Source organism: Ralstonia sp. SET104 (assembly GCF_003851545.1).
GTDB lineage: Bacteria > Pseudomonadota > Gammaproteobacteria > Burkholderiales > Burkholderiaceae > Ralstonia.
Genome location: NZ_BHVX01000004.1, coordinates 238,613 through 261,763 on the forward strand (window position 1 = coordinate 238,613; position 23,151 = coordinate 261,763).

Below are 23,151 nucleotides of genomic sequence, written 5' to 3' on the forward strand. Positions count from 1 at the left end.
TGCGCCTTATGAACCAAGCCCTGCACCTCCGACGCCGCCGTACGTTGCTCCCTCCGGGAAGCCGCGCGGCTGTCTGCTGATTGCATATCGGGTTCACAGAATTCGACGATCACAAGGCCACGGGGCGATCCCCGTGGCCTTTGTCTTTTTCCAACTCACGTTTTTCCGCTTTTTCATCTTTCTGCCGCCTTTTTCTGGAGCTTTGCCATGGCGTTTGCTGACTACCCCGTCCAGTCCCTGATGTACATCACCAACCGGCCCGAGATCGTCTTCACCGAAGGGAAGGGCTCGTGGCTGACGGACCATAACGGCAAGCGATGCCTGGATTTCGTGCAGGGCTGGGCCGTCAACTGCCTCGGCCACTCCAACGACGGCATGATCGAAGCGCTCAACACGCAAGCCAGGAAGCTGATCAACCCGAGCCCGGCCTTCTACAACGAGCCGATGGCCAAGCTGGCCGGCCTGCTGACCGCGCATAGCTGTTTCGACAAGGTGTTCTTCGCCAACAGCGGCGCCGAGGCCAACGAAGGCGCCATCAAACTCGCCCGCAAGTGGGGCAAGAAGCATAAGAACGGCGCCTTCCAGATCATCACCTTCGACCACAGCTTCCACGGCCGCACGCTCGCCACCATGAGCGCGTCGGGCAAGGCCGGCTGGGACACCATCTTCGCGCCGCAAGTGCCGGGCTTTCCGAAGGCCATGCTGAACGATATCGCCTCGGTGGAAGCGCTGATCACCGACGAGACCGTCGGCGTGATGCTGGAGCCGGTGCAGGGCGAAGGCGGCGTGCTGCCCGCCACACCGGAATTCATGCAGCAACTGCGCGCGCTGACGAAGAAGCACAAGATCCTGTTGATCGTGGATGAAGTGCAGGCCGGGTGCGGGCGTTGCGGCACGCTGTTCGCCTACCAGCTCTCGAACATCGAGCCGGACATCATGACGCTGGGCAAGGGCATCGGTGGTGGTGTGCCGCTGTCGGCCCTGCTGTGCACGGATGAAGTTGCGAGCTTTGAGGCCGGCGACCAAGGCGGCACCTACAACGGCAACCCGCTGATGACGGCCGTCGGCTGCTCGGTGATCGAGCAACTGCTGGCACCAGGCTTCCTGGCCGGCGTGCAGGAACGCGGCGCTTACCTGCGCGCGCAACTGCTCAAGCTGACCGAAGAGTTCGGCCTGGCCGGCGAGCGCGGCAACGGTCTGCTGCGCGCGCTGCTGCTCGGCAAGGACATCGGCGGCCAACTGGTCGAAGCCGCACGCGAGATGAACCCGACGGGCCTGCTGCTGAACGCCCCGCGCCCGAACATCCTGCGCTTCATGCCCGCGCTGAACGTGACCACCGAAGAAATCGACACGATGATCGGCATGCTGCGCACCTTGCTCAAGGCGCACGTTTAAGTTTCAACGCTGCATCCAGGGCGGCGCGCAATGCGTCGCCCTTCCCCGCGCCACCGCTGTTTCCGATTCCGAGGTTTGCCATGGCCGTAACGCTTGCAGTTCCGGCCACGGGGATCGTTTTGTCCGATGATCCCGCGTGGCTCCCGCTGGACCAGATCTATCGCTTTCTCTCGCAAGAAACGTATTGGGCACGTGGCCTGCCGCGTGACGTGTTCGACCGATCGATCACGCATTCGCTGTGCTTGGCGGCCTATCAGCGGAATAACGATGGCGCGCACGGCGACCTCACCGGCTTCGCGCGCGTCATCACCGATCGCGCCACGTTCGCCTATCTGTGCGATGTGTTCGTGCTACCTGAGTGGCGCGGTAAAGGCGTCTCGCACGCGCTGATGCAGTTCATGCGTGAACACCCGGAGCTGCAGACACTGCGCCGCACGGTGCTGGTCACCTCGGATGCCAGCGGGCTCTACCGCAAGCACGGTTTTACCGATGTGCCCGAGGGTATCGGCTTCATGCAACTGCACCGGCCGAACATCTACGCCGCACCACCCACCTGACGCGGGAAAGAAAAAGCCTCGCAATTGCGAGGCTTTTTCCATGGTACAGCTCGGTGGTTATTCGCCCAGGTAGGCAGCACGCACCTTCGGATCATCCAGCATCTGTTTCGCATCGCCGCTCATGGTGATGAGACCGGAGTCCATCACGTAGCCGCGGTGCGCCGCCTGCAGCGCCAGGCGTGCGTTCTGCTCAACGAGCAGCACGGTGACGCCCTGCGCCGAGATGTCACGCACCACCTCGAAGATCTTCTCCACCATGATCGGCGAGAGACCCATCGACGGCTCATCGAGCAGCAACAGCTTGGGCTGGCTCATCAGCGCGCGCGCCATGGCCAGCATCTGCTGCTCGCCGCCCGACATCGTGCCGGCCAGCTGGTTTGCCCGCTCCTTCAGGCGCGGGAAGATGCCGAACATGCGGTCGATGTCGGCCTTGATCTGCGCCTCGTCGTTGCGCGTGAAGGCACCCATCTGCAGGTTCTCGACAATGGTCATGCGCGCGAACACGCCGCGGCCTTCCGGCACCATCGCCAGGCCCTGCTTGAGCAGGTTGTAGCTCGGCACGCCCTTGATGGACTTGCCCAGATACTGCACGTCGCCAGCGGCCCAACCCTGCAGGCCGGTGATGGCCTTCATGGTGGTCGTCTTGCCGGCGCCATTGGCACCGATCAGCGTGACCAACTCACCTTCGCGAATCTCCAGATCCACGCCCTTGACTGCCTGGATGCCGCCGTAAGCGACCTTCAGGCTGTCGATCTTCAACATTACTGGTTTCATATTCCGTTCCTCTGCGTCAGTGCGCTGACGCGCCGAGGTAGGCCTCGATCACGGCCGGGTTGCTCTGCACTTCGTGCGGCAGGCCTTGTGCGATCACCTTGCCGTAGTCGAGCACGGTCAGGCGGTTGCACAGGCCCATCACCAGCTTCACGTCGTGTTCGATCAGCAGGATGGTCTTGCCGTCGGAACGGATCTTGTCGAGCAGGCCACGCAGTTCCACCTTTTCCGTGGCGTTCATGCCGGCAGCCGGTTCGTCCAGGGCCAGCAGCTTGGGCTGCGTGGCCAGGGCGCGCGCGATTTCCAGACGACGCTGGTGGCCGTACGACAGGTTGCGCGCCGTGTAGTTGGCGTACTTGCCGATGCCGACGTAGTCCAGCAGGTCGTGCGCCCAGTCTTCGATGGACTGTTCTTCTTCACGCGCAGCCTTGGTGCGGAACACTGCGCCGATCAGGCCAGCCTTGGTCCGCACGTGACGGCCGACCATGACGTTTTCCGCCGCGGTCATGTCGCCAAACAGGCGGATGTTCTGGAACGTGCGGGCAATGCCGGCCTTGGCCACTTCGTGCACGGCGGTCGGCTGGTAGGGCGTGCCACCCAGCACGAACTCGCCGGCATCCGGCGTGTACAGGCCCGTGATGACGTTGAAGAACGTGGTCTTGCCGGCGCCGTTCGGGCCGATCAAACCGTAGATTTCGCCTTCGCGAATTTCCAGGCTCACGTCGGACAGCGCTTGCAGGCCGCCGAAACGCTTCTGCACTCCTCGGATCGAGAGGAGGACGTTGTTATTGCTCATGTGCGTGCCTCCATCAGATACGGGACAGTCCACCAGCCCGCTGCTTCTGCGGACGGTCTTCCTTGCGCGGCGAGGGCCACAGGCCCGATGGGCGATACAGCATCACCCCCACCATCGCCAGGCCGAACAGCAACTGACGAAGCACTTCTGCTTCCACAATCACATGGCCGAACAACTTGTTCTGCACCGGCTCGGCCAGCGCGCGCAGCAATTCCTGGAAACCCACCAGCAGGATGCCGCCCAGGATCACGCCCGGGATATGGCCCATGCCGCCCAGCACCACGATCGCCAGGATGTAGATCGACTCCCACAGCACAAAGGATTCCGGCGACACGAAGCCTTGGAACGACGCGAACATCGCCCCGGACACACCGCCAAACGACGCGCCCATCGCAAACGCCAGCAGCTTGATGTTGCGGGTGTTGATGCCCATCGCCTTGGCAGCGATTTCATCTTCACGCAGCGCCACCCATGCACGACCGATCCGCGAGTTCTGCAGCCGCAGGCACACGATGATGATGATCGCAGCCAGGAGCACGAACAGGTAGTAGTACATGTAGACCGAGTCGAAGCGGATGCCGAAAAAGTCATGGCGCTTCGAGAAGTCAAACCCGAAGATCTTGACCGGCTCGATCAGGTTGATGCCCTTCGGACCGTTGGTGATGTTCACCGGGCGGTCGAGGTTGTTCATGAAGATCCGGATGATTTCACCAAAGCCCAGCGTCACGATGGCGAGGTAGTCACCGCGCAGCTTCAGCACCGGCGTGCCCAGCAGAATGCCGAACAACGCCGCCAACCCGGCACCCAGCGGAATCACCCACCAGACGATGAGGTGCAGCCCATTGGGGAACAGGTTGTGAATCCATTCAAACTGGTTGGACAGGTGTGGCGAACCCAGCAACGCCATCATGTAGGCACCCACCGCGTAGAACGCGATGTAGCCCAGGTCAAGCAGGCCGGCAAAGCCCACCACGATGTTCAGGCCCAGAGCCAGCATGATGTACAGCAGTGCGAAGTCCAGCACGCGCACCCAGTAGTTGCCACCTGCGGCACCCACGATGAACGGCGCGAAGATCGCAAGGACCAGGAAGCCGTACAGCGCGGCGCGCGTCTTCATCGGCGCTTTGAAATTTTCTGTCATGGCGCTCCCCTTCTTATGCGCGGTCCGCAACGCGTTCGCCCATGATGCCGGACGGGCGGAACAGCAGCACGCCAATCAGCACGATGAATGCGAACACATCCTGGTAGTTCGAACCGAACACACCACCAGTCAGGTCACCGATATAACCGGCGCCCAGTGCTTCGATCAGACCCAGCAGCATGCCGCCCACCATGGCACCCGCCAGGTTGCCGATGCCGCCCAGCACTGCGGCGGTGAACGCCTTCAGACCGGGGATGAAGCCCATGTAGAAGTGAGCGTTGCCGTAGTTGGTCGCCATCATCACGCCCGCGACGGCCGCCAGGGCAGCACCGATCATGAACGTGGCGGAGATCACAAAGTTCGGGTTGACGCCCATCAGGCCTGCCACACGCTGGTTCTCGGCGGTAGCGCGCATGGCGCGACCGAGCTTGGTGCGGTTGACCAGCAGGATCAGCCCGATCATCACCAGGATAGCCACCACGATGATGACGATCTCCTTGCCGGTGATAGTCGCGCCCGTGGAGCCGATGTCAATCGGGTTCGAAGGCAGCAGTTGCGGGAAGGTCAGCGGGTTGCGCGACCAGATCATCATCGCCAGAGTCTGCAGCACGATCGACACGCCGATGGCGGTGATCAGCGGCGCCAGACGCGGCGCATTGCGCAGCGGCCGGTAGGCGACCCGCTCGATGGTGTACGCCACGATGGCACAAACCGGCATTGCAAACAGCAGTGCAAAGACGAGCGTGAGCCAGTCAGGCAGATTGGGGAAGTACTTCTGGAGGAAGTTGATGGCGGTCAGCGCAGACATTGCACCGACCATCAGGACATCGCCGTGGGCGAAGTTGATGATGCCGAGAATACCGTAGACCATGGTGTAACCAAGTGCGATCAGCGCGTAAATGCTGCCGAGCACCAGGCCGTTCACGATCTGCTGGATAAAGATATCCATGAGAACAGCTCCTGCTATGCCTTGCTTTGTTGTAGGCGACGGGATGACGCGCCCGCAAGGTATGCGATCAATCGGATGGGTAAGGTGAGGTTGCTGGTAAGCGGCCTGCCGAACGTGCCCATGGTGAGGGCCTTGTGTGACTGGCTAGGCTATAAAAAACGGCACCGCAGGGGTGGGCGCGGTGCCGTTTTCAGGGCGGATAACCCTTCGATTACATCTTCACAACGTCAAGAACAGTCTTCTTCTTGTCCTTGTAGTTGTACAGGGTGATGGAGCCTTGCTTCAGGTCACCCTTGTCGTCGAACGAGATGTTGCCGATCACGCCGTTGTAGTTGGTTGCCGGCATGGCAGCCAGGATCTTGGCCGGATCGGTCGAGTTGGCACGCTTCATCGCGTCGATGACCACGTTGACGGCGTCATACGTGAACGGAGCGTAGATCTGCACCGGCGTGTTGAAGCGCGCTTGGTACTTCTTCTCGAAGTCTGCGCCCTTCTCCATCTTCGACAGCGCCAGACCCGCTTCCGAGCAGACGATGTTGTCGATCGCGTCACCAGCCAGTTCGGCCACCTTGTCGGTACACACGCCGTCGCCGCCAACGATCTTGGCCGAGATGCCCAGTTCCTTGGCTTGCTTGGCGAACGGACCGCCGGTGGCGTCCATGCCGCCGTACATGATCACGTCCGGCTTCTTGCCCTTGATCTTGGTCAGAATGGCCTTGAAGTCGGTGGCCTTGTCGTTGGTCGCCTCACGTGCCACGACGTTCACGCCGTCCGCCTTCGCGGTCTTCTCGAACTCGTCAGCCAGGCCCTTGCCGTAAGCGGTCGCATCATCAACGATGGCCACGGTCTTTGCGCCCAGGGTCTTAGCGGCGTAGTTGGCCAGTGCCGGACCTTGCTGCGCGTCGGTTGCAACCACGCGGTAGGTCGTCTTGAAGCCTTGCTTGGTGTAGTCGGGGTTGGTCGACGACGGCGAGATCTGAACGATGCCTGCATCGCTATAGATCTTCGAGGCCGGGATCGAAACGCCCGAGTTCAGGTGGCCGACGACAGCAACAACCTTCTCGTCAACCAGCTTCTGCGCGACGGCGGTGCCGGTCTTCGGGTCGCCCGCATCGTCTTCACCGACCAGTTCCAGCTTGATCTTCTTGCCGTCGATGGTCAGACCTGCCTTGTTGGCTTCTTCAACGGCCAGGCGTGCACCGTTTTCGTTGTCTTTGCCAAGGTGAGCGATACCGCCCGTAAGCGGAGCCGCGTGACCGATTTTGATGACGGTCTCGCCGCCGCCGGCAGCAGCGGCCGGAGCCGACGTTGCTGCAGGTGCAGCAGCTTGGTCTGCGGGCTTTTCCTCGTTCTTACCGCAAGCTGCTACGAGTGCCACGGCAGCCGCAAGCGGCAGAACTTTGGCAAACTTGATTTGCATGAGTGATCTCCTAGATCTCGCAAGAGCAAGAAGAGCGTCCTGCCTCCCGGCCGCTCCCCCTGCGCCGATTGTTTCAATTTGAAACGCGCGAATTGTATCCCCTTTTATTGCGGATGCAATACGCGTCGCAACAACGATTTTTGCAGTAACTACGCCGCTTTACGGGCTTTCCCCAATGCCCAAACAGGCGTCATTTCGCGCAGGCATTCACGAAGGGCGAATCGGTACATCAAGAAGCATGCCAGAGTAGGGGAAACCCTCTATCCATGCGGCTCAGCGGGCGATTCTCACGGCAAATCAAGGCGTCAGCGGGATTGAAGCGGTTTTTGCAATGCACAAAACAAAACGGCCACTCCCGGAAGAAGCGGCCGCTGATTCGCCAAAAGCGCTTTATGCACCGCCTTAGGGCGCACAGTTTTCGTGCACTTTTAAGTGGGCATTTACATAAAGATGTTCAACTGATTTGAAGACCCCTCGGAAGGGGGAAAGACATGTTTTCCTGGATGCCATCCAGCGGACGCACGGTACGCGCACCCAACACCTTGAGCCGATCGACGATTGATTGAGCCAGCTCTTCCGGTGCCGAAGCGCCCGCAGTCAGGCCCACGCGGCGCTTGCCGGCCACCCATTCGGGCCTCACCTGCTCGGGCGTATCCACCATATAGGCGGGCACGCCCAGCTTTTCCGCCAGTTCGCGCAGGCGGTTCGAGTTCGAGCTGTTCGGGCTGCCAACCACGATCACCACTTCCACTTGCGGCGCCATGAACTTCACAGCGTCCTGGCGGTTCTGCGTCGCATAGCAGATGTCCTGCTTCTTTGGCTCGTGCACGGACGGAAAGCGCGCCTTGATGGCCGCCACGATTTCCTGCGTCTCGTCCACCGACAACGTCGTCTGTGTCACGTAAGCCAGGCGCGTCGGATCGTTCACCACAAGGTGCGCGACATCGTCGACGGACTCCACCAGCAGCATGCCGTCATTGGCCTGACCCATCGTGCCCTCCACTTCGGGGTGCCCCTTGTGGCCAATCATGATGATCTCAAAGCCCTGCGCGCGCATCTTCGACACTTCGACGTGCACCTTGGTCACCAGCGGGCACGTTGCATCGAACACGCGCAGGCCGCGGGCCTCCGCCGCCTCGCGCACCGCACGCGACACACCATGCGCACTGAAGATGACGGTGCCGCCCACCGGCACATCGTCGAGTTCCTGCACGAAGACCGCGCCCTTATTGCGCAGATCGCTGACTACATAGGCGTTGTGCACGATCTCGTGGCGCACGTAGATGGGCGCACCAAACAACTCCAGCGCCCGCTCGACAATTTCGATGGCACGGTCCACGCCGGCGCAGAAGCCGCGCGGCTGTGCCAGCAAAACCTCGGCGTCGGCCTGGGTGACAGGATCAGTGCGGGAATCGAGCGGGCCATTCACAGCGTTGCGCATAGTTAGAGAATGCCGATCAACTGAACTTCAAACACGATGGTCTGGCCGGCCAGCGGGTGGTTGAAGTCGAACAGCGCGGAAGTCTCACCGACTTCCTTGAGCACGCCAGCGTATTTGCCTCCGCTCGGCGCGTTGAATTCAACCAGGTCGCCCGGCTGGTAATCCTCTTCGAACGAGGAATTCTCGCGCAGCGTGGCCAGCGACACGCGCTGCAGCAACTCCGGATTGCGTGGGCCGAACGCATGCTCGGGCGCCAGGCGGAACGTCGTGCGCTCACCCTCGTGCATACCGAGTAGCGCTTGCTCCAGCGTCGGTGCCAGTTGGCCTTGGCCGAGCAGCAGCGTGGCCGGCTTGTCGTCGAAGGTGGTGACGATATCCGTGTCGTTTTCCATCGCGATGCGGTAATGCAGCGTCAGAAACGAATCCGGGCCAACCACCTTGCCTGCATCGCTTGGCGTCGCCGCGGACGCCCCGTTCACCAAATTTTGCACGCTCAACCTGCTTGACCAAAAAAGTAACCCGTTATTGTACGTCAGCCCTCCCTGCAGCCGCAGGCGCGGCGCCCGCCGCACCTATATCAATAGGGCTTTTTTCTCTTTGATCAACCTTATGGCAATCGTTGACTGGCCCGCGCATGAGCGGCCGCGTGAAAAACTCCTCGCCCACGGCCCCGCGGTGCTCTCCGATGCGGAACTGGTGGCCATCTTCCTGCGCGTAGGCATGCCGGGCAAAAGCGCTGTCGACCTCGCGCGCGAACTGCTCACGCACTTTGGTTCCCTGGGGCGGCTGTGCCATGCGTCACAACAGGAGTTCTCATCGATCAATGGCATGGGCCCCGCCAAATACGCGCAGCTCCACGCGCTGCTGGAAGTGGCCCGGCGCGCACTGAAAGAAGAGTTCGCGCACGGCCAGACCTTTGAATCCCCACAAAACGTGAAGGATTTTCTGCGCCTGACACTCGGTCACCGCCCGCACGAGGTCTTCGCTTGCCTCTTTCTAGATGTAAGGCATCGGCTGATCGCCTGGGAAGAACTCTTTCGCGGCACACTGACGGAAGCGCGCGTCTACCCACGCGAAATTGCCAAGCGCGCTCTTCACCACAATGCAGCAGCGGTGATCCTCGCCCACAATCACCCCACCGGCAGCACCGAACCCAGTGAATCCGATGTCGTCCTGACGCATGAACTATGTCGCGCGCTGGCCATGCTCGACGTGACGGTTTTGGATCACATGATCGTGGGTCAGACCAGCGTCTATGGCTTCTTGGAGCATGGCAAAATGTAGTGCCGACGCCGCATCGCGCGTCGCCCAACAGTACTCCGCTGAACTCGTTGATTTGCCAGCAGTTTTGTGTGTATAATCCGCGTTTCGCTGAAGTCCCACCTCTACAGTGGCGCTGCGCTTGGTTTTGGTCCAGGCGCCCGGTCGCAAACTGTAGCCAACGAATTTAGTTAGGAGTGCTCCATGGCACGCGTCTGTCAAGTGACCGGGAAAGCGCCGATGGTCGGCAATAACGTTTCCCACGCAAACAACAAGACCAAGCGCCGTTTTCTGCCGAACCTGCAGAACCGCCGCTTCTGGGTCGAATCCGAAAACCGCTGGGTGAGCCTGCGCGTCTCGAACGCCGGTCTGCGCCTGATCGATAAAAAAGGCATCGACGAAGTGCTCGTGGACCTGCGCGCACGCGGCGAAGTCTAATTAGGAGTTAATCATGGCCAGCAAAGGCGGACGCGACAAGATCAAGCTGGAATCGACCGCAGGTACGGGTCATTTCTACACGACCACCAAGAACAAGCGCACCAAGCCGGAAAAGATGGAGATCATGAAGTTCGATCCCGTCGCCCGCAAGCACGTCGCTTACAAGGAAACCAAGATCAAGTAATCCTTCAGATTGCTCTGGCTTGTTTCCGTCGGCACGACCGACAACAAAAACCCGCTTCAAGGCGGGTTTTTTGTTGCCTGCTGTTCGGCGCAAGCTGCGGTGTACACTGCTCATCTTTCCGATTGACACGCGACTGTGTTAGCACGCAGCCGCGTCTGCCCAACATCCTGCGTCTCCCATGAATTTCGATGTTGCCGTCGTCGGCAGCGGCCTGGCGGGCCTGACCGTCGCCCTGCACCTCGCCGATCACCGCCGTGTGGTCGTCATCAGCAAACGCAGCCTGCCGGAAGGCGCCAGCGATTGGGCTCAGGGTGGCATTGCCGCCGTGCTCGATTCGGGCGACAGCCATGATGAGCATGTCGACGACACGCTCATTGCCGGCGCCGGCTTGTGTGATGAAGCGGCCACGCGCTACATCGTCGAGAACGGGCGTTCGGCCATCGAATGGCTGATCGGCCATGGTGTGCCTTTCACGCGCGACGAACAGGCCGAACTCGGCTTCCACCTCACGCGTGAAGGTGGGCACCGCCACCGGCGGATCATCCACGCAGCAGATGCCACCGGCCATGCCGTGGTGACCACGCTGGTGGAAAAGGTACGCAATCACCCGAATATCACGCTGCTGGAAGACCACTTTGCGATCGACCTGATTACCGACGCGAAGCTAGGCCAGCCGGGCATGCGCTGCCATGGCTTGTACGTGCTCGACATTGCCTCTGGCCACGTCAAGACGCTCACCGCCAGCCACACCGTGATGGCCACTGGCGGCGCAGGCAAGGTCTACCTCTACACAACGAACCCGGATACGGCCAGCGGCGACGGCATCGCCATGGCGTGGCGCGCGGGCTGCCGCGTGGCGAACATGGAGTTCATCCAGTTCCACCCGACGTGTCTGTACCACCCGTTCGCCAAATCGTTCCTGATTACCGAAGCCGTGCGTGGCGAAGGCGGCAAGCTGATCTTGCCCGATGGCACGCGCTTCATGCCCGCGCACGATGAGCGCGCTGAGCTGGCCCCGCGCGATATCGTCGCTCGCGCCATCGACTTTGAGATGAAGAAGCGCGGTCTGGACTGCGTCTATCTGGACATCAGTCACCAGAGCCCGGAGTTCCTGAAGGAACACTTCCCGACCATCATGGCGCGCTGCCTGGAGCTGGGCATTGACATCACGCGCCAGCCGATTCCAGTGGTGCCGGCCGCCCATTACACGTGCGGCGGTGTGGTGACCGACCACCTTGGCCGCACGGATATTGCCGGCCTGTACGCCGTGGGCGAGACGGCCTACACCGGCCTGCACGGCGCTAACCGGCTGGCGAGCAATTCTCTGCTGGAGTGCATGGTGATCGGGCGCGGCGCGGCGGAAGATATCCTCGCACAACCGCAGTCGAGGCCGACGTCGGTACAGATTCCAGCGTGGGATGAGAGCCGCGTGACCGATGCCGATGAGGAAGTCGTCGTCTCGCACAACTGGGACGAGCTGCGCCGCATGATGTGGAACTACGTCGGCATCGTGCGTACGAACAAGCGGCTCGAACGCGCACAGCACCGCATTGCCTTGCTGCGCGAAGAAATTTCCGAGTACTACGCCAACTTCCGCGTGAGTCACGATCTGCTGGAGCTGCGCAACCTCGTGGAAGCCGCCTCGCTGATCGTCGACAGCGCGCTGTCGCGGCACGAGAGCCGCGGCCTGCATTTCTCGCGCGACTACCCCGAGACGCTACCCAAGGCACTGCCGACGGTCATGCAGCCGACCCATCGGCAGATCGCACGAAAACACTGAACCCATTCACGATCCTGCTGCGCGGCCCGATCTTGGCACTGCGATGCTACGGATCGCGAGCAGGTTCAACACATGATTACTCGATAATCCGAAGAGAGAAGTCGGTCGCGCGCACGTCCTTCGTGAGCGCACCGACGGAGATGCGGTCCACGCCGGTCTCGGCAAACGCGCGGATCGTGTCGATGTTCACGCCACCGGACACCTCCAGCAACGCCCTGCCCGCGGTCAGGCGCACTGCCTCGCGCATCGCGGGCGGCTCGAAGTTGTCGAGCAGCACGGACGTGGCACCCGCTGCCAACGCTTCATCGAGCTGAGCAAGCGTTTCCACCTCAACCTGGATCGTCACGCCGGCGCTCAGCGCCTGCGCTGCACGCAGGGCCGCCGTCACGCCACCCGCCGCTGCGATGTGGTTTTCCTTGATGAGAATGCCGTCGTACAACGCCAGGCGCTGGTTCTCGCCGCCGCCGATGCGCACGGCGTACTTCTGCGCCAGCCGAAGGCCCGGCAGCGTCTTGCGCGTGTCCAGCACGCGGGCGCGCGTCCCGGCGATAACTTCGGCGTAACGCGATGTCGCGCTCGCCACGCCCGAGAGCAGCTGAAGGAAATTCAGCGACGGGCGCTCGGCGGTCAGCAACGAACGCGCTGGACCTTCGACCTCGCACACCACTGAATCGGGCGTCATCCGTTCGCCTTCGTGCTGGCGCCAAGTCACGCGCAACGCCGGGTCAACGGCGTGCATGCAAGCGTCAAACCAGGGCGTGCCGCACAGCACGGCGCTCTCTCGCACGATGACGCGCGCGCGCGCATGGCGATCGGCGGGAATCAGCAAGCCAGTGCGGTCACCTGTGCCGACATCCTCGGCAATCGCGGCGGCCACGTTGGCAGCCAGCGCCTCGCGCAGCGCGGGGCCGAAGCTGTCGAAAATCGCCTGAGCCGCAGTGGTAGAACTCATCGCGTTCATCTGGGTTGCCGTCATGCCGGACCGATTCCTTGGAAGAGTTGTGCGTTGGCGGCCAGTTCACCTTGGGGGCGAACCGCGGCTTTCTCATGCGCGGCGAAGTCGAGCATGCGGTCGATGCAGACGACGGCTTGCTTACCGAGAGCCGGATCGACGTGGATTTCGTTACGGCCGGTTTCCAGCACCTCAGCAAGATTGGTCAGCGCGTTCATCGCCATCCACGGGCAATGCGCGCAGCTCTTGCAGGTAGCGGCGTTGCCGGCGGTCGGTGCCTCGATGAAGCGCTTGCCCGGTGCAGCCATGCGCATCTTGTGCAGAATGCCGTTGTCGGTCGCGACGATGAATTCCTGCGCAGACAGCGACTGCGCCGCCGAGATCAACTGCGAAGTCGAGCCGACCACATCCGCCTGAGCCACCACCGATTCGGGCGATTCCGGATGCACGAGGATCTTCGCGTCCGGATGCTCTGCGCGCAGCAGGTCCAGCTCCACGCCCTTGAACTCGTCGTGCACCAGGCACGAGCCCTGCCACATCAGCATGTCGGCGCCGGTCTGCCTCTGGATGTAGCTGCCGAGATGGCGGTCAGGCGCCCACAGGATCTTCTTTCCCTGCGCGTGCAAGTGCTGAACGATCTTCAGGCCGATGGAGGACGTCACCATCCAGTCTGCACGCGCCTTCACGGCGGCGCTGGTGTTAGCGTAGACGACCACGGTGCGGTCTGGATGCGCGTCGCAAAACGCCGCGAATTCGTCTGGCGGGCAGCCCAGATCCAATGAGCACGTCGCGTCCAGGTCCGGCATCAGCACGGTCTTTTCAGGGCTGAGAATCTTGGCGGTCTCGCCCATGAAGCGCACGCCCGCCACGATCAGCGTCTTGGCCGAGTGGTCACGCCCAAAGCGCGCCATCTCCAGTGAGTCGGACACGCAGCCGCCAGTCTCCTCGGCTAAATCCTGCAGATCAGCATCGACGTAGTAGTGCGCAACCAGCACAGCCTCGCGCTCCTTGAGCAGGCGCTTGATGCGGGCCTTCAATTCGTCGCGTTCCTCGCGCGACAGGACCGGCGGCACCTTGGCCCAGGCGTGTGCGACACAACTGGCGCCAGATTGCGCCTCGGCGAGCATATCCGGGCGCTCGAATTCAACCGTCTTGATGTGGGTTTCCATGATGGTCTCCCCGTCCGTTCGAGGTGCTAAGGCGTCGAAACGCTGACGCGACAATGAAACGGACGGTGTGTGAGGAGGACTTGCACCGCGATGCTTTGTCGCGGCGTATTAAAAATGTGAACTGGATGCAGTTTACCCAAAAGAAAAGCCCCGCTGCGGAGCGGGGCTTCACCTATGAAACAAGACACTCAGGCGTAACGGCGCAGGCGAACAGCAAATTCCTGCAGTGCATGGATGCCGCTTTCCTCAGCGCGCTTGCACCACTCCTGGAGTTGATGCAGCAGTTGTTCGCGGGTGGCGTTCGAACGGCCCCACAATGCGCCCAGTTCGCGACGCATCTCAACAAAGGTGTGCAGCGCCGAATGGTCTGACACGATCTGCGAGAGCTGCTCGCGCTGCGGCGCGCCCAGCTTGGCCTCGTCACGGTGGAACCACTTGCGGGCCGGCTTCAGCGCACGGTATTCAACGTCGCGCGACTCCTTCAGCTTGGCCAGTTCTTCACGGTAAGCCGCCTTGACCGCCTTGGCGTAGCGCGCCATCACATCGTAGCGGTTGGCGATGATGGCTTCCAGCGTGTTCTGGTCCACCGGCTTTGCATCGACAAAACGTGCCTTGGGCGCCACTTTCTTGACCTTCGCCAAGCCGACGATCTCCAGCGCGCGAATGTAGCCCCAGCCGATATCGAACTCGTACCACTTGACCGAGAACTTGGCCGACGTGGCATACGTGTGGTGATTGTTGTGCAGTTCTTCGCCGCCGATGATGATGCCCCACGGCGACACGTTGGTCGATGCGTCTTCGCAATCAAAGTTGCGATAGCCCCAGTAGTGGCCCAGGCCGTTAATGATGCCGGCAGCGTGGATCGGGATCCACAGCATCTGCACCGCCCACACCGTCAGGCCAACCGCGCCGAACATCAGCACGTCCAGGATCAGCATCAGGCCGACGCCTTGCCACGTGAACTTGGAATACAGGTTGTGCTCGATCCAGTCGTCCGGGGTGCCATGGCTGAACTTCTGGATGGTTTCCTGATTCTTGGCCTCGGCGCGATACAACTCGGCCCCTTCGAGCAGCACCTTGCGGATGCCGCGCGTTTGCGGGCTGTGCGGATCGTCTTCGGTTTCGCACTTGGCGTGGTGCTTACGGTGAATGGCAGTCCATTCACGGGTGACCATGCCGGTGGTCAGCCACAGCCAGAAACGGAAGAAGTGCGCGGGAATCGGGTGCAGATCGAGTGCCCGGTGCGCTTGGCAACGGTGCAAAAAGATCGTGACGCTGGCGATGGTGATATGGGTCACCACCAGCGTGAAAATCAGGATTTGCCACCAGGCCCAATCCAGGGTGCCGTTGGCAAGGAAAGTCAGAAAGGAGTCGATCAAAGTGTTCTCCGTGGTCAACTCGGGTGATCAAAGCAGCCTGGGCCCGTCAATCGATCAGGACGTGCTGCCTCTTGAGGCCATCCGCTGTCGCAGCGTTACGACAATGGGGTCGTGTTGGCGGGGATTCGGGTGTTGGCACCCGGCTTGCGCGTCACATCGGCGAGCTTCCAGCCGCCAATCATATGACCTCCGCCCCTGCGCAATACAAGGCGTTCGCGGTGCTTTGTCGCAAGGGCTAAGCCTTTGCGACCGACCGTCTGATCCTGTGTGGGAGCATCCAGCATTTTAACTGAATACCCCCTCTATTCCATGGGGGAAAACCGCAAATTTGACCTCAGACAAGCCCGCACCGTTCCATCAAAAGGTGTGCTAAGCCGGCGCGGAGGCATTGGATGAGACCGCCGCATCACCCGAAGCGCCCTGCTGCAGCGCCAGCGGCCCCAGTACACGCACTTCGCGTTGCGGATACGGAATCTCGATGCCGGCTTCCTTGAAGCGGCGATAGATTGCACGGTTCAAATCAGACTGCACACCCAGCTTGCCGTTGTGCGGATCACTGATCCACACACCCAGTTCGTACTCGATGCCGCTATCGCCAAACAGCGCCATGAAAGCGGCGGGAGCTGGCTCGTTCAGTACACGAGGGACGCCCTGGGCGCAACGCACCAGCAACGCCAGCACCGTTTCCGGGTCGGCCGCATACGACGCCTGCACGCGCACTGCCACGCGCACGGTGCCGCGCTCATTATGGTTCTGCACCGCCTGCGCGACCATCAGCTCATTTGGCACCAGCGTATCGCCGTCGCCGTTGCGCACCACGGTGTAGCGTGTGCGGATCTGGGTGACGATGCCGGTGTAGGTGCTGACCGTGATCTGGTCGCCCAGCTTGAGCGAGCGCTCAAGCAGGATGATGAAGCCCGACACGTAATTGCTGGCAATCTTCTGCAGGCCAAAGCCCAAGCCCACACCCAGCGCGCCGCCAAACACGGACAGCACCGTCAGGTCGATACCCACCAGCGACAGACTCAGCAGCAGCGACACCAGCAGCAGCACTGCCTTGGTCACGCGCGACAGCACCACCTTCAGATTGGCGTCAATGGCCGAAGCACGCGTAATGCGGCTGTCCAGCCACGAGCCGAACCACATCGCAACGAGCACGGTGATGAGAATCCACACCACGCCCATCAGCATGGCGGCCAGGCTCACCTTCTGCTTGCCGCCCAGCGCAAAGCGGATGCCGTCGAGGTAGTCGACCACATCGCCCAACACGCCCAGCACGTAGAGCACCATGCCAATCCACATCAGCGTGGTCAGCACGCGCTCGGCCACGACCAGCATGCCGTGCAGCTCGCCGTTGGCCGACAACACCCGGCGCAGCACGTAGAACCCAAGATAGAGAATCGCCAAGCCGAACAGCGGCACCGCAGCCAGCGGGAACACGCTGATCGGCATGGTACCGATCAGGGCATAGCGTGCACCCACCACCAGCAGCCAACCGATCAACGGGAACATCGCCCGCTCCAGGCTCGACCAGGCAAACCGCAGGGCGAACGTGTCGTTCACATGCGCCGTATGCAAGCGCCGCGAAATCGGCCGCGCGATCAGCCAGGCGGCCGCCAACACCAGCGCGAGCACGCCCAGTTGCCAGATAAAGCGCGGCCCCCCCAGATCGGAGACGATGTCCTCGATCATGTGGCCCAGCGCGATGTGACTGAGGTTCAGCGGCAATCCGTTCATTGGCGTAGCCGGTTATTGCGAGCCCTTATTGGGTCCGATAAGGCAGCGCATCTCCCGCATGCTTCTGCCAGTTGGCGGCATAGCGCTGGGCGAGATCAGCGTCGCCGCGCACGATGAGCACGTTCTCGGCATTGCCGCGCTGCGCGGTCTGCGTAAAGTTGAAGCTGCCGGTGACGAGCACCGGATGCGCGCCGCGCGCGTCGATCACGATGACCTTGTTGTGCGCGTTCTTGTAGCGCACCTCCAGCCAGACAGGGATGCCCGCATTGGCGACCTCGGGGACGCGGCTGCCACCGGAGCGTGTCATCTGGCCACGATCGGCCAGCACACGAACATCGACGCCACGCTGATGCGCCGCCAGCAACGCACGCGTGATCGCCTTGTTCGACAGCAGATACGCCTGCACCAACACCTGCTCGCGCGCCTGATCGATGGCCTCGGCCAGCAACCCTTCGATGTCGTCATCGGGCGTGAAGGCTGCCTGCACCGTGCCCTGGGCCGGCTGCACCGGCGGTGTGCTGCGCGCCAGCGCAACGCCGCTCAGCGCAAGCGCCAGCCATGCGGCCAGCGCCAAACCCAGTCGCCGCACCATCATGCGCGGCGCTCCAGCACGGCCGCGAAAAAGCCGTCGGTCTGGTGCACGTGCGGATACAGCTCCAGGTAGGGCCCCATATCCAGCGCGATCTTCTGCGTGGCCAGCACCTCACCGGCGGGCACGAGCACGAAGTCTTCATGCGCGGCCAGGAACTGCTCCACCACCTGCTGGTTCTCACGCGCCAGCACACTGCAGGTTGCATAGACCAGGCGGCCACCCGGCTTCAACAGCCGCGCCGCCGACGTCAGGATCGACAACTGCTTGGCCGACATTTCTTCCACGGCCTGCGCCGACTGGCGCCACTTCAGATCCGGATTGCGGCGCAGCGTGCCCAAGCCGCTGCACGGCGCGTCAACCAGCACCCGATCAATCTTGCCGGCCAGGCGTTTGACCTTGGCGTCGTGCTCGCTGTCGATGCGGCCCGGATGCACGTTCGACAGGCCGCTGCGCGCCAGGCGCGGGCCGAGGTTCGACAGGCGTTTTTCCGACACGTCAAAGGCATACAACCGTCCCGTCGAACGCATCGCCGCGCCAATCGCCAGCGTCTTGCCGCCCGCGCCCGCGCAGAAATCGACCACCATTTCGCTGCGCTTGGGCGCGAGCAACTGACACAGCAGTTGGCTGCCCTCGTCCTGCACTTCGACCGTACCGTTGGTGAAGATGTCGAGCTTGTTCAGCGCCGGTTTGCCCGCCAGACGGATGCCCACTGGCGACAGTGGCGCCGCAGCGCCTTCGATACCCGCTTCGGCCAGCGTGGCAAGCACGGCTTCGCGCTCGCCCTTGAGCGTGTTCACGCGCAAATCCAGCGGCGCCGGGGTCAGCCAGGCTTGTGCCAAGGCCTCGGTAAAGTCAGCGCCATGCTGCGCGACCAGCGCGTCGAACAGCCAGTCGGGCAAGTTGGCGCGCACGCGGGCCGCCAGTGCGGCGCGATCGCGGTTCTCCCAGCGATCCAGCCATTCGGCTTCGGCCGGGTTCAGGAATGGGGCGATGGCCTCGCGGCCGGCGGTTTGCAGCAGGCCAAGCAACGCCAGGCGGCGGCGTGCCGGGCCGGTGCCGCTCTCGGCAAACTGGCCGAATTCCACCTTGCGGCGCAGCACGGCAAATGCCGCCTCGGCGATGATGCCGCGCTCGCGGTGGCCCAGTTCGTGGTGCTCGCGGAAGTACTGGCTGACGACCATGTCGGCCGGTGCCGCAAAGTGCAGCAGGCGCGCAAGCACCTTGTCCAGATGCTCCAGATGGCTGCCGTGCACGCCCGTGCGAGGACGCGGCGTGCTGCGGGGCGCGGGCCTGCCCTGCGGCGCCCGATACCAGCCCCCTCCACCCGAACCTGAACCTGCGCGCTTGTTGCTCGACCCACCGCTTCCATTGCCGCGCGAACGCTGACGATCCTGACTCATGCTGCCTCCCGGGCGCTGACGCCAATCACAAGCTGCGACACATCTGGCGAGACGCGCACAACACCGTGTTCAATCGACAGCCGCCCTTCCACAAACCAGCGCACGGCACGCGGGTAGATCATGTGCTCTTGCGACAGCAGCCGGCCGGCCAGCGAATCCGGCGTGTCGTCCTGACGCACATCGATGATGGCCTGCAGCACGATCGGGCCGTGGTCCAGGTCAGCGGTGACGAAATGCACCGTCGCGCCATGCACCTTCACGCCCATGGCCAGCGCGGCCTCGTGCGTATGCAGCCCAGGGAAGCACGGCAGCAGCGATGGATGGATATTCAGCATGCGCCCGGCATAACGCTTGACAAAGCCCGGCGTGAGGATACGCATGAAGCCGGCCAGCACCACCAGATCGGGCGAAAAGCCGTCGACAACCTGCGCCAGGGCGGCGTCAAAGCTGTCGCGATCGGGAAAAGCCTTGTGGTCGACCACCGCAGTGGCAATGCCGTGCGAAGCGGCAAACTTAAGTCCTGCCGCATCGGGCCGATTAGAAATGACGGCGGCAATGCGTCCCGGCCAACCTTCGGTCTGACAGGCGCGGACGATGGCTTCCATATTGGAGCCGCGCCCGGAAATGAGAATGACGATATTTTTCATCGCGGCATTTTATCAAGTGCGCCGCAGTTCCCCGAGAAAATCGGGTGCGATGCCTGCGCGGCCATGCCACGGGCGCTTTTATGGCCACCGTGGCATTTTGCCGACGCGCGTCAGCAAAAACCCTGCCGCGCCGGCAAAAGGAAGGAGCAACCGTTGGCGTGCTTTGGCGCGCTCTGATAATCTCAGCACCATAATTGTCCGCGCTCCCGAGGGGTCGGGTGGGCAGCCAGCGATGAGCCGACGCATATCCAGCTTCCGTTCATCCCGCGCTGCAACATCGTGCGGCGATAACCGTGACGGCAGATCGGCACAGGGTGATACACCCGGCCCATCGTCCATCGCCCGCGCCGGGTCGACACGCGTACAACAACAAGAGGGCACTGCCCTCACCGGGGAATAAGAATGACGAGCTCGCTGCGTAGCCTGCTGGTGGTCGACGACCACCCTCTCGCCTTGTCTGGCACGACCACGTTTCTTGCACACGCCTTGCCCGAAGTCCAGGTGCACGCGGCCATTGGCCGCCGCCAGGCGCTGGCGCTGGTCGAAGAAGGCGTCCGCCCGGACGTCGTGCTGCTGGACGTGTGGCTATCCGATTGCACCGGCTTCGATGCCATGCGCGAATTGCGCGGCCGGCTGCCAGAGGCACGCTTTGCCTTCATGTCGGCTGAAAACACGCCGGAAATTGTCGCCAAGGCCCAGGCCCTGGGCGCCATCGGCTTTATCGGCAAGCACGCCGATGCGCATGCATTCTCCAAGGCCGTGGCCGGTATCTTTGGCGGCGATGCGTCATTCCCGTCGGAAGACGATATGGGCGGCACCAATGGCAAGGGCGGCGCCTCGCATGGCATCCCCATCACACCGGCAGAACTGGGACTGACGCCGCGTCAGGGCTCGGTGCTGGCGCTGCTGCTTGAAGGCCTGCCGAACAAGTCGATCGCGCGCCAGTTGGGCCTGACGGAAAACACCGTCAAGGAACACGTCTCGGCGATTCTGCAGCGGCTGGGTGTGCGCACGCGCATCCAGATCATCTCGCGCATGGAACGCTTCCGCCTGACGGGCGCGGCCTGATCTGAACATTCCGGCGCCGCAGTGACGGCGCCGTTTTACCTCTTCCTCAGTCTTAGAAGGCGACTTGCGGCTCGGCTGAGCGGCCGCGCAGCCAGCGCTTGAGCAACACGCGCAGCATGTTCGGGTCCATCGGCTTGGCCAGCAGCAGATAGCCGGCCTCTTCCGCGCGCGCCAAGGCGGCAGAATTGCGATCGCCTGTCAGCAGCACGGCGTGTGCATCGGGGTGGCTGACCTGCCAGCGTTCGAGCAATTGCAAGCCATCTTCTTCACCCGGCAGACGCAGGTCGCAGAAGATGATCTGCGGGCGCATGCCGCGGGCAAGCAGTTGCTCTGCGGAGCGGCCATCTGCGGCGCTGTGGACTTCCACGCCCCACGCTTCAAGCAGCGCGTGCCAAGCCTTGCGGATCTGCGGATCGTCGTCCACCACCAGCACCACGCCCGAGAAGCGCGGCTGATCCAGCACCGCACGCTTTTGCTCGGCACGCGGCTGCGTAGCCAGCGGCGCCTTGATTTCAGCCGGCACCGGCCGCAGCGCCATCCAGAACATCGAACCGCGCCCCGGGACTGAACGCACGCCAAAGGTGCCGCGCAGCAGACGCACGCATTCCTTATAGATCGACAGGCCCAAGCCCAGGCCCTGGCTCGGATCGCGCTCGGGGTTTTCGACCTGGTAGTACGTTGAGAAGATATCTTTCTGGTGCTCCGGCGCGATGCCGATGCCGGTATCCCACACTTCGATACGCAGATGCTTCTGACGCACCCGCAGCGCCACCATCACGCCGCCACGCTCGGTGTAGCGCAACGCGTTCTGCAGCAGGTTGAACAGCGCCCGGCGCAGCAGCACCGGCTCGGCCATTCCGAATACCGGTAGCGGCGGAATACGCTGCGTAAGCGTCAGCCCCTTGGCGCGCGCGTCCGGCATGAATTGCTGGACAACTTCAGTGATGACCTCGCCCAGATCCACCGGCTCCAGCGTCGGCGAGGTCTTGCGGCTCTCCAGCTTTGACAGATCCAGCAGCGAGCGGAACAGCAGATCAATGGTCGCTGCGCCCGAGGCCAACTGCTCCACCAGCGGCGCCAGCGATTCGGATTGATTACGCGCGCGCAGCGCCTCGACAAGCAGCACGATCGCGTGCACCGGCTGGCGCAAGTCGTGGCTGGCCGCGGCCAGGAAGCGCGATTTTTCTTCCGATGCCGACAGCGCGCGCTGCTTTTCATCCTGATAGCGGCGCGCCAACTGACGGCTCTCGTTCTCAAGCTGGATTTCGCGCACCAGCGTGTTGTGGATGTTTACCGCATGCCGCGCCAGCAGCGCCCCAAAGAACAAAAGCACACCGCGCAGGTACAACCCATGCCCCGGAAACGCCTGATCGGCCAGCACAAAGTGCGGCGCCAGAATGCCCGTCCCGAGGATCAGCAGGCTGGACGGCACCGGCGCTTGCGACAGCACGGCCGCCGCCGCCACGCCAATGATGACGATCATCAGCAAACTGCTGAACTCCAGCGACGGCGACATCAGATACAACCCCGCCGAGCAACCCCACGCCACGCCGCCCACGGCCGACATGACGTGCATGCCCGTCCACCACTTGCGGGTGTGCGCGGCCAGCGTCATGCGGGTCAGGTCGTAGCGGTAACCGAAATAGAAACGCAGGCCCGACGCCGTCAGGCACAGCATGATCAGGCACCAGCCCAGCAGCACCGGGCGATTGGACGCCCCCCAGAAGGCCGCCACCGTCAGGGCGGGCAAGACGACCGAGGCGGCGATTCCCATGGGCGCCCCGCGATGCACGGCGGCAAGCAGCTTGGCCCGGGCGTCCAGCTCAAGAGGCGCGCGGCTGGCGAGCCCGAACTTGGCAAAAAAAAGGCGCAACGATGCGTTCAAGGGGATGCGGAAAAGAAACCGGATACCGGATTGTGCCGCAAGCATGCACCGTGCGGGCGCACCGTTCGGACGATTGCGCAACACCCGGACTCATCCTTCTCCGACCCGCCGGGGATGGGGCAATCCCTTATATAATGTGCGTTTTGCTGGATTCTGGCCGGCTGCCACGCCAATCCAGTACAAAAACGCA

Annotated in this window: 22 protein-coding genes; 7 read left to right on the forward strand and 15 right to left on the reverse strand. The window is 62.6% G+C overall.

Annotated features, from left to right (window positions below; genetic code table 11):
• Window positions 1-207: 207 nt before the first annotated feature.
• A complete protein-coding gene (locus tag PSUB009319_RS07560) occupies window positions 208-1,395 on the forward strand; it encodes an acetylornithine transaminase (RefSeq protein ID WP_124381608.1) in 1,188 nt (395 codons plus the stop codon).
• Window positions 1,396-1,475: 80 nt separating this feature from the next.
• Window positions 1,476-1,952 (forward strand): GNAT family N-acetyltransferase, encoded by a 477-nt coding sequence (locus PSUB009319_RS07565; RefSeq protein ID WP_124381609.1) that lies wholly within the window; start codon window positions 1,476-1,478, stop codon window positions 1,950-1,952.
• Between the two features lie 57 nt (window positions 1,953-2,009).
• Here PSUB009319_RS07565 and PSUB009319_RS07570 read toward each other — a convergent pair whose 3' ends face one another.
• From PSUB009319_RS07570 to PSUB009319_RS07600, 7 genes are all read right to left on the reverse strand, one after another.
• Window positions 2,010-2,726 carry an ABC transporter ATP-binding protein gene (locus PSUB009319_RS07570; protein WP_124381610.1) on the reverse strand — a complete coding sequence of 239 codons (717 nt, stop codon included), beginning with the start codon at window positions 2,724-2,726 and terminating at the stop codon, window positions 2,010-2,012.
• Between the two features lie 16 nt (window positions 2,727-2,742).
• Entirely contained in the window at window positions 2,743-3,519 is a 777-nt protein-coding gene (locus PSUB009319_RS07575; protein ID WP_009241299.1) for an ABC transporter ATP-binding protein, read from the reverse strand.
• A gap of 13 nt (window positions 3,520-3,532) precedes the next feature.
• Complete coding sequence (locus PSUB009319_RS07580) at window positions 3,533-4,660, reverse strand: ABC transporter ATP-binding protein (protein ID WP_124381611.1); 1,128 nt, start codon at window positions 4,658-4,660, stop codon at window positions 3,533-3,535.
• 13 nt (window positions 4,661-4,673) lie between these two features.
• On the reverse strand, window positions 4,674-5,609 hold the full coding sequence (locus PSUB009319_RS07585) for a branched-chain amino acid ABC transporter permease (RefSeq protein ID WP_124381612.1): 936 nt from the start codon (window positions 5,607-5,609) through the stop codon (window positions 4,674-4,676).
• Window positions 5,610-5,820: 211 nt separating this feature from the next.
• Complete coding sequence (locus PSUB009319_RS07590; RefSeq protein ID WP_124381613.1) at window positions 5,821-7,029, reverse strand: branched-chain amino acid ABC transporter substrate-binding protein; 1,209 nt, start codon at window positions 7,027-7,029, stop codon at window positions 5,821-5,823.
• A 454-nt stretch (window positions 7,030-7,483) separates the two neighbouring features.
• Window positions 7,484-8,470, reverse strand: a complete 987-nt coding sequence (ispH, locus tag PSUB009319_RS07595) for a 4-hydroxy-3-methylbut-2-enyl diphosphate reductase (RefSeq protein ID WP_124381614.1) — start codon at window positions 8,468-8,470, stop codon at window positions 7,484-7,486.
• 2 nt (window positions 8,471-8,472) lie between these two features.
• A complete protein-coding gene (locus PSUB009319_RS07600; RefSeq protein ID WP_124381615.1) occupies window positions 8,473-8,961 on the reverse strand; it encodes a peptidylprolyl isomerase in 489 nt (162 codons plus the stop codon).
• Window positions 8,962-9,079: 118 nt separating this feature from the next.
• Between PSUB009319_RS07600 and radC the strand changes: the two genes are divergently transcribed.
• From radC to nadB, 4 genes are all read left to right on the forward strand, one after another.
• Window positions 9,080-9,754 (forward strand): DNA repair protein RadC, encoded by a 675-nt coding sequence (gene radC / locus PSUB009319_RS07605; RefSeq protein ID WP_124381616.1) that lies wholly within the window; start codon window positions 9,080-9,082, stop codon window positions 9,752-9,754.
• A gap of 180 nt (window positions 9,755-9,934) precedes the next feature.
• A complete protein-coding gene (gene rpmB, locus PSUB009319_RS07610) occupies window positions 9,935-10,168 on the forward strand; it encodes a 50S ribosomal protein L28 (RefSeq protein ID WP_004631999.1) in 234 nt (77 codons plus the stop codon).
• A gap of 13 nt (window positions 10,169-10,181) precedes the next feature.
• Window positions 10,182-10,352, forward strand: coding sequence for a 50S ribosomal protein L33 (gene rpmG / locus PSUB009319_RS07615; protein WP_003262397.1), 171 nt, complete (start codon window positions 10,182-10,184; stop codon window positions 10,350-10,352).
• A 178-nt stretch (window positions 10,353-10,530) separates the two neighbouring features.
• Entirely contained in the window at window positions 10,531-12,132 is a 1,602-nt protein-coding gene (gene nadB / locus PSUB009319_RS07620) for an L-aspartate oxidase (protein ID WP_124381617.1), read from the forward strand.
• A gap of 76 nt (window positions 12,133-12,208) precedes the next feature.
• Here nadB and nadC read toward each other — a convergent pair whose 3' ends face one another.
• The 7 genes from nadC to purN form a co-directional block, all read right to left on the reverse strand.
• Entirely contained in the window at window positions 12,209-13,108 is a 900-nt protein-coding gene (gene nadC, locus PSUB009319_RS07625; RefSeq protein ID WP_124381618.1) for a carboxylating nicotinate-nucleotide diphosphorylase, read from the reverse strand.
• Window positions 13,105-14,253, reverse strand: coding sequence for a quinolinate synthase NadA (gene nadA, locus PSUB009319_RS07630; protein WP_124381619.1), 1,149 nt, complete (start codon window positions 14,251-14,253; stop codon window positions 13,105-13,107). The genes nadC and nadA overlap by 4 nt, the downstream gene beginning before the upstream one ends.
• 188 nt (window positions 14,254-14,441) lie before the next feature.
• The gene (locus PSUB009319_RS07635; protein WP_124381620.1) at window positions 14,442-15,632 is read right to left on the reverse strand and encodes an acyl-CoA desaturase; all 1,191 of its coding nucleotides are present in this window, start codon (window positions 15,630-15,632) and stop codon (window positions 14,442-14,444) included.
• Between the two features lie 369 nt (window positions 15,633-16,001).
• Window positions 16,002-17,369 carry a mechanosensitive ion channel family protein gene (locus PSUB009319_RS07640; protein WP_124381621.1) on the reverse strand — a complete coding sequence of 456 codons (1,368 nt, stop codon included), beginning with the start codon at window positions 17,367-17,369 and terminating at the stop codon, window positions 16,002-16,004.
• A gap of 25 nt (window positions 17,370-17,394) precedes the next feature.
• Window positions 17,395-17,964 carry a phospholipase D family protein gene (locus tag PSUB009319_RS07645; protein WP_124381622.1) on the reverse strand — a complete coding sequence of 190 codons (570 nt, stop codon included), beginning with the start codon at window positions 17,962-17,964 and terminating at the stop codon, window positions 17,395-17,397.
• Entirely contained in the window at window positions 17,961-19,361 is a 1,401-nt protein-coding gene (locus tag PSUB009319_RS07650) for an RsmB/NOP family class I SAM-dependent RNA methyltransferase (RefSeq protein WP_124381623.1), read from the reverse strand. Before PSUB009319_RS07650 ends, PSUB009319_RS07645 begins: the two co-directional genes overlap by 4 nt.
• A complete protein-coding gene (purN, locus tag PSUB009319_RS07655) occupies window positions 19,358-20,008 on the reverse strand; it encodes a phosphoribosylglycinamide formyltransferase (protein ID WP_124381624.1) in 651 nt (216 codons plus the stop codon). The genes PSUB009319_RS07650 and purN overlap by 4 nt, the downstream gene beginning before the upstream one ends.
• A 402-nt stretch (window positions 20,009-20,410) precedes the next feature.
• Between purN and PSUB009319_RS07660 the strand changes: the two genes are divergently transcribed.
• Window positions 20,411-21,076 carry a response regulator transcription factor gene (locus PSUB009319_RS07660; protein WP_124381625.1) on the forward strand — a complete coding sequence of 222 codons (666 nt, stop codon included), beginning with the start codon at window positions 20,411-20,413 and terminating at the stop codon, window positions 21,074-21,076.
• 52 nt (window positions 21,077-21,128) lie between these two features.
• On the opposite strand, the gene PSUB009319_RS07665 is transcribed toward PSUB009319_RS07660, so the two are convergent.
• The gene (locus PSUB009319_RS07665) at window positions 21,129-22,961 is read right to left on the reverse strand and encodes a hybrid sensor histidine kinase/response regulator (protein ID WP_124381626.1); all 1,833 of its coding nucleotides are present in this window, start codon (window positions 22,959-22,961) and stop codon (window positions 21,129-21,131) included.
• Window positions 22,962-23,151: the final 190 nt, after the last annotated feature.

Bases quoted from the DNA above. Each gene is read 5' to 3' on its own strand.
- PSUB009319_RS07560 (WP_124381608.1), top strand. From the start codon at position 208: ATGGCGTTTGCTGACTACCCCGTCCAGTCCCTGATGTACATCACCAAC.
- PSUB009319_RS07565 (WP_124381609.1), top strand. From the start codon at position 1,476: ATGGCCGTAACGCTTGCAGTTCCGGCCACGGGGATCGTTTTGTCCGAT.
- PSUB009319_RS07570 (WP_124381610.1), bottom strand. From the start codon at position 2,726: ATGAAACCAGTAATGTTGAAGATCGACAGCCTGAAGGTCGCTTACGGC.
- PSUB009319_RS07575 (WP_009241299.1), bottom strand. From the start codon at position 3,519: ATGAGCAATAACAACGTCCTCCTCTCGATCCGAGGAGTGCAGAAGCGT.
- PSUB009319_RS07580 (WP_124381611.1), bottom strand. From the start codon at position 4,660: ATGACAGAAAATTTCAAAGCGCCGATGAAGACGCGCGCCGCGCTGTAC.
- PSUB009319_RS07585 (WP_124381612.1), bottom strand. From the start codon at position 5,609: ATGGATATCTTTATCCAGCAGATCGTGAACGGCCTGGTGCTCGGCAGC.
- PSUB009319_RS07590 (WP_124381613.1), bottom strand. From the start codon at position 7,029: ATGCAAATCAAGTTTGCCAAAGTTCTGCCGCTTGCGGCTGCCGTGGCA.
- ispH (WP_124381614.1), bottom strand. From the start codon at position 8,470: ATGCGCAACGCTGTGAATGGCCCGCTCGATTCCCGCACTGATCCTGTC.
- radC (WP_124381616.1), top strand. From the start codon at position 9,080: ATGGCAATCGTTGACTGGCCCGCGCATGAGCGGCCGCGTGAAAAACTC.
- rpmB (WP_004631999.1), top strand. From the start codon at position 9,935: ATGGCACGCGTCTGTCAAGTGACCGGGAAAGCGCCGATGGTCGGCAAT.
- rpmG (WP_003262397.1), top strand. From the start codon at position 10,182: ATGGCCAGCAAAGGCGGACGCGACAAGATCAAGCTGGAATCGACCGCA.
- nadB (WP_124381617.1), top strand. From the start codon at position 10,531: ATGAATTTCGATGTTGCCGTCGTCGGCAGCGGCCTGGCGGGCCTGACC.
- nadC (WP_124381618.1), bottom strand. From the start codon at position 13,108: ATGACGGCAACCCAGATGAACGCGATGAGTTCTACCACTGCGGCTCAG.
- nadA (WP_124381619.1), bottom strand. From the start codon at position 14,253: ATGGAAACCCACATCAAGACGGTTGAATTCGAGCGCCCGGATATGCTC.
- PSUB009319_RS07640 (WP_124381621.1), bottom strand. From the start codon at position 17,369: ATGAACGGATTGCCGCTGAACCTCAGTCACATCGCGCTGGGCCACATG.
- PSUB009319_RS07645 (WP_124381622.1), bottom strand. From the start codon at position 17,964: ATGATGGTGCGGCGACTGGGTTTGGCGCTGGCCGCATGGCTGGCGCTT.
- PSUB009319_RS07650 (WP_124381623.1), bottom strand. From the start codon at position 19,361: ATGAGTCAGGATCGTCAGCGTTCGCGCGGCAATGGAAGCGGTGGGTCG.
- purN (WP_124381624.1), bottom strand. From the start codon at position 20,008: ATGAAAAATATCGTCATTCTCATTTCCGGGCGCGGCTCCAATATGGAA.
- PSUB009319_RS07660 (WP_124381625.1), top strand. From the start codon at position 20,411: ATGACGAGCTCGCTGCGTAGCCTGCTGGTGGTCGACGACCACCCTCTC.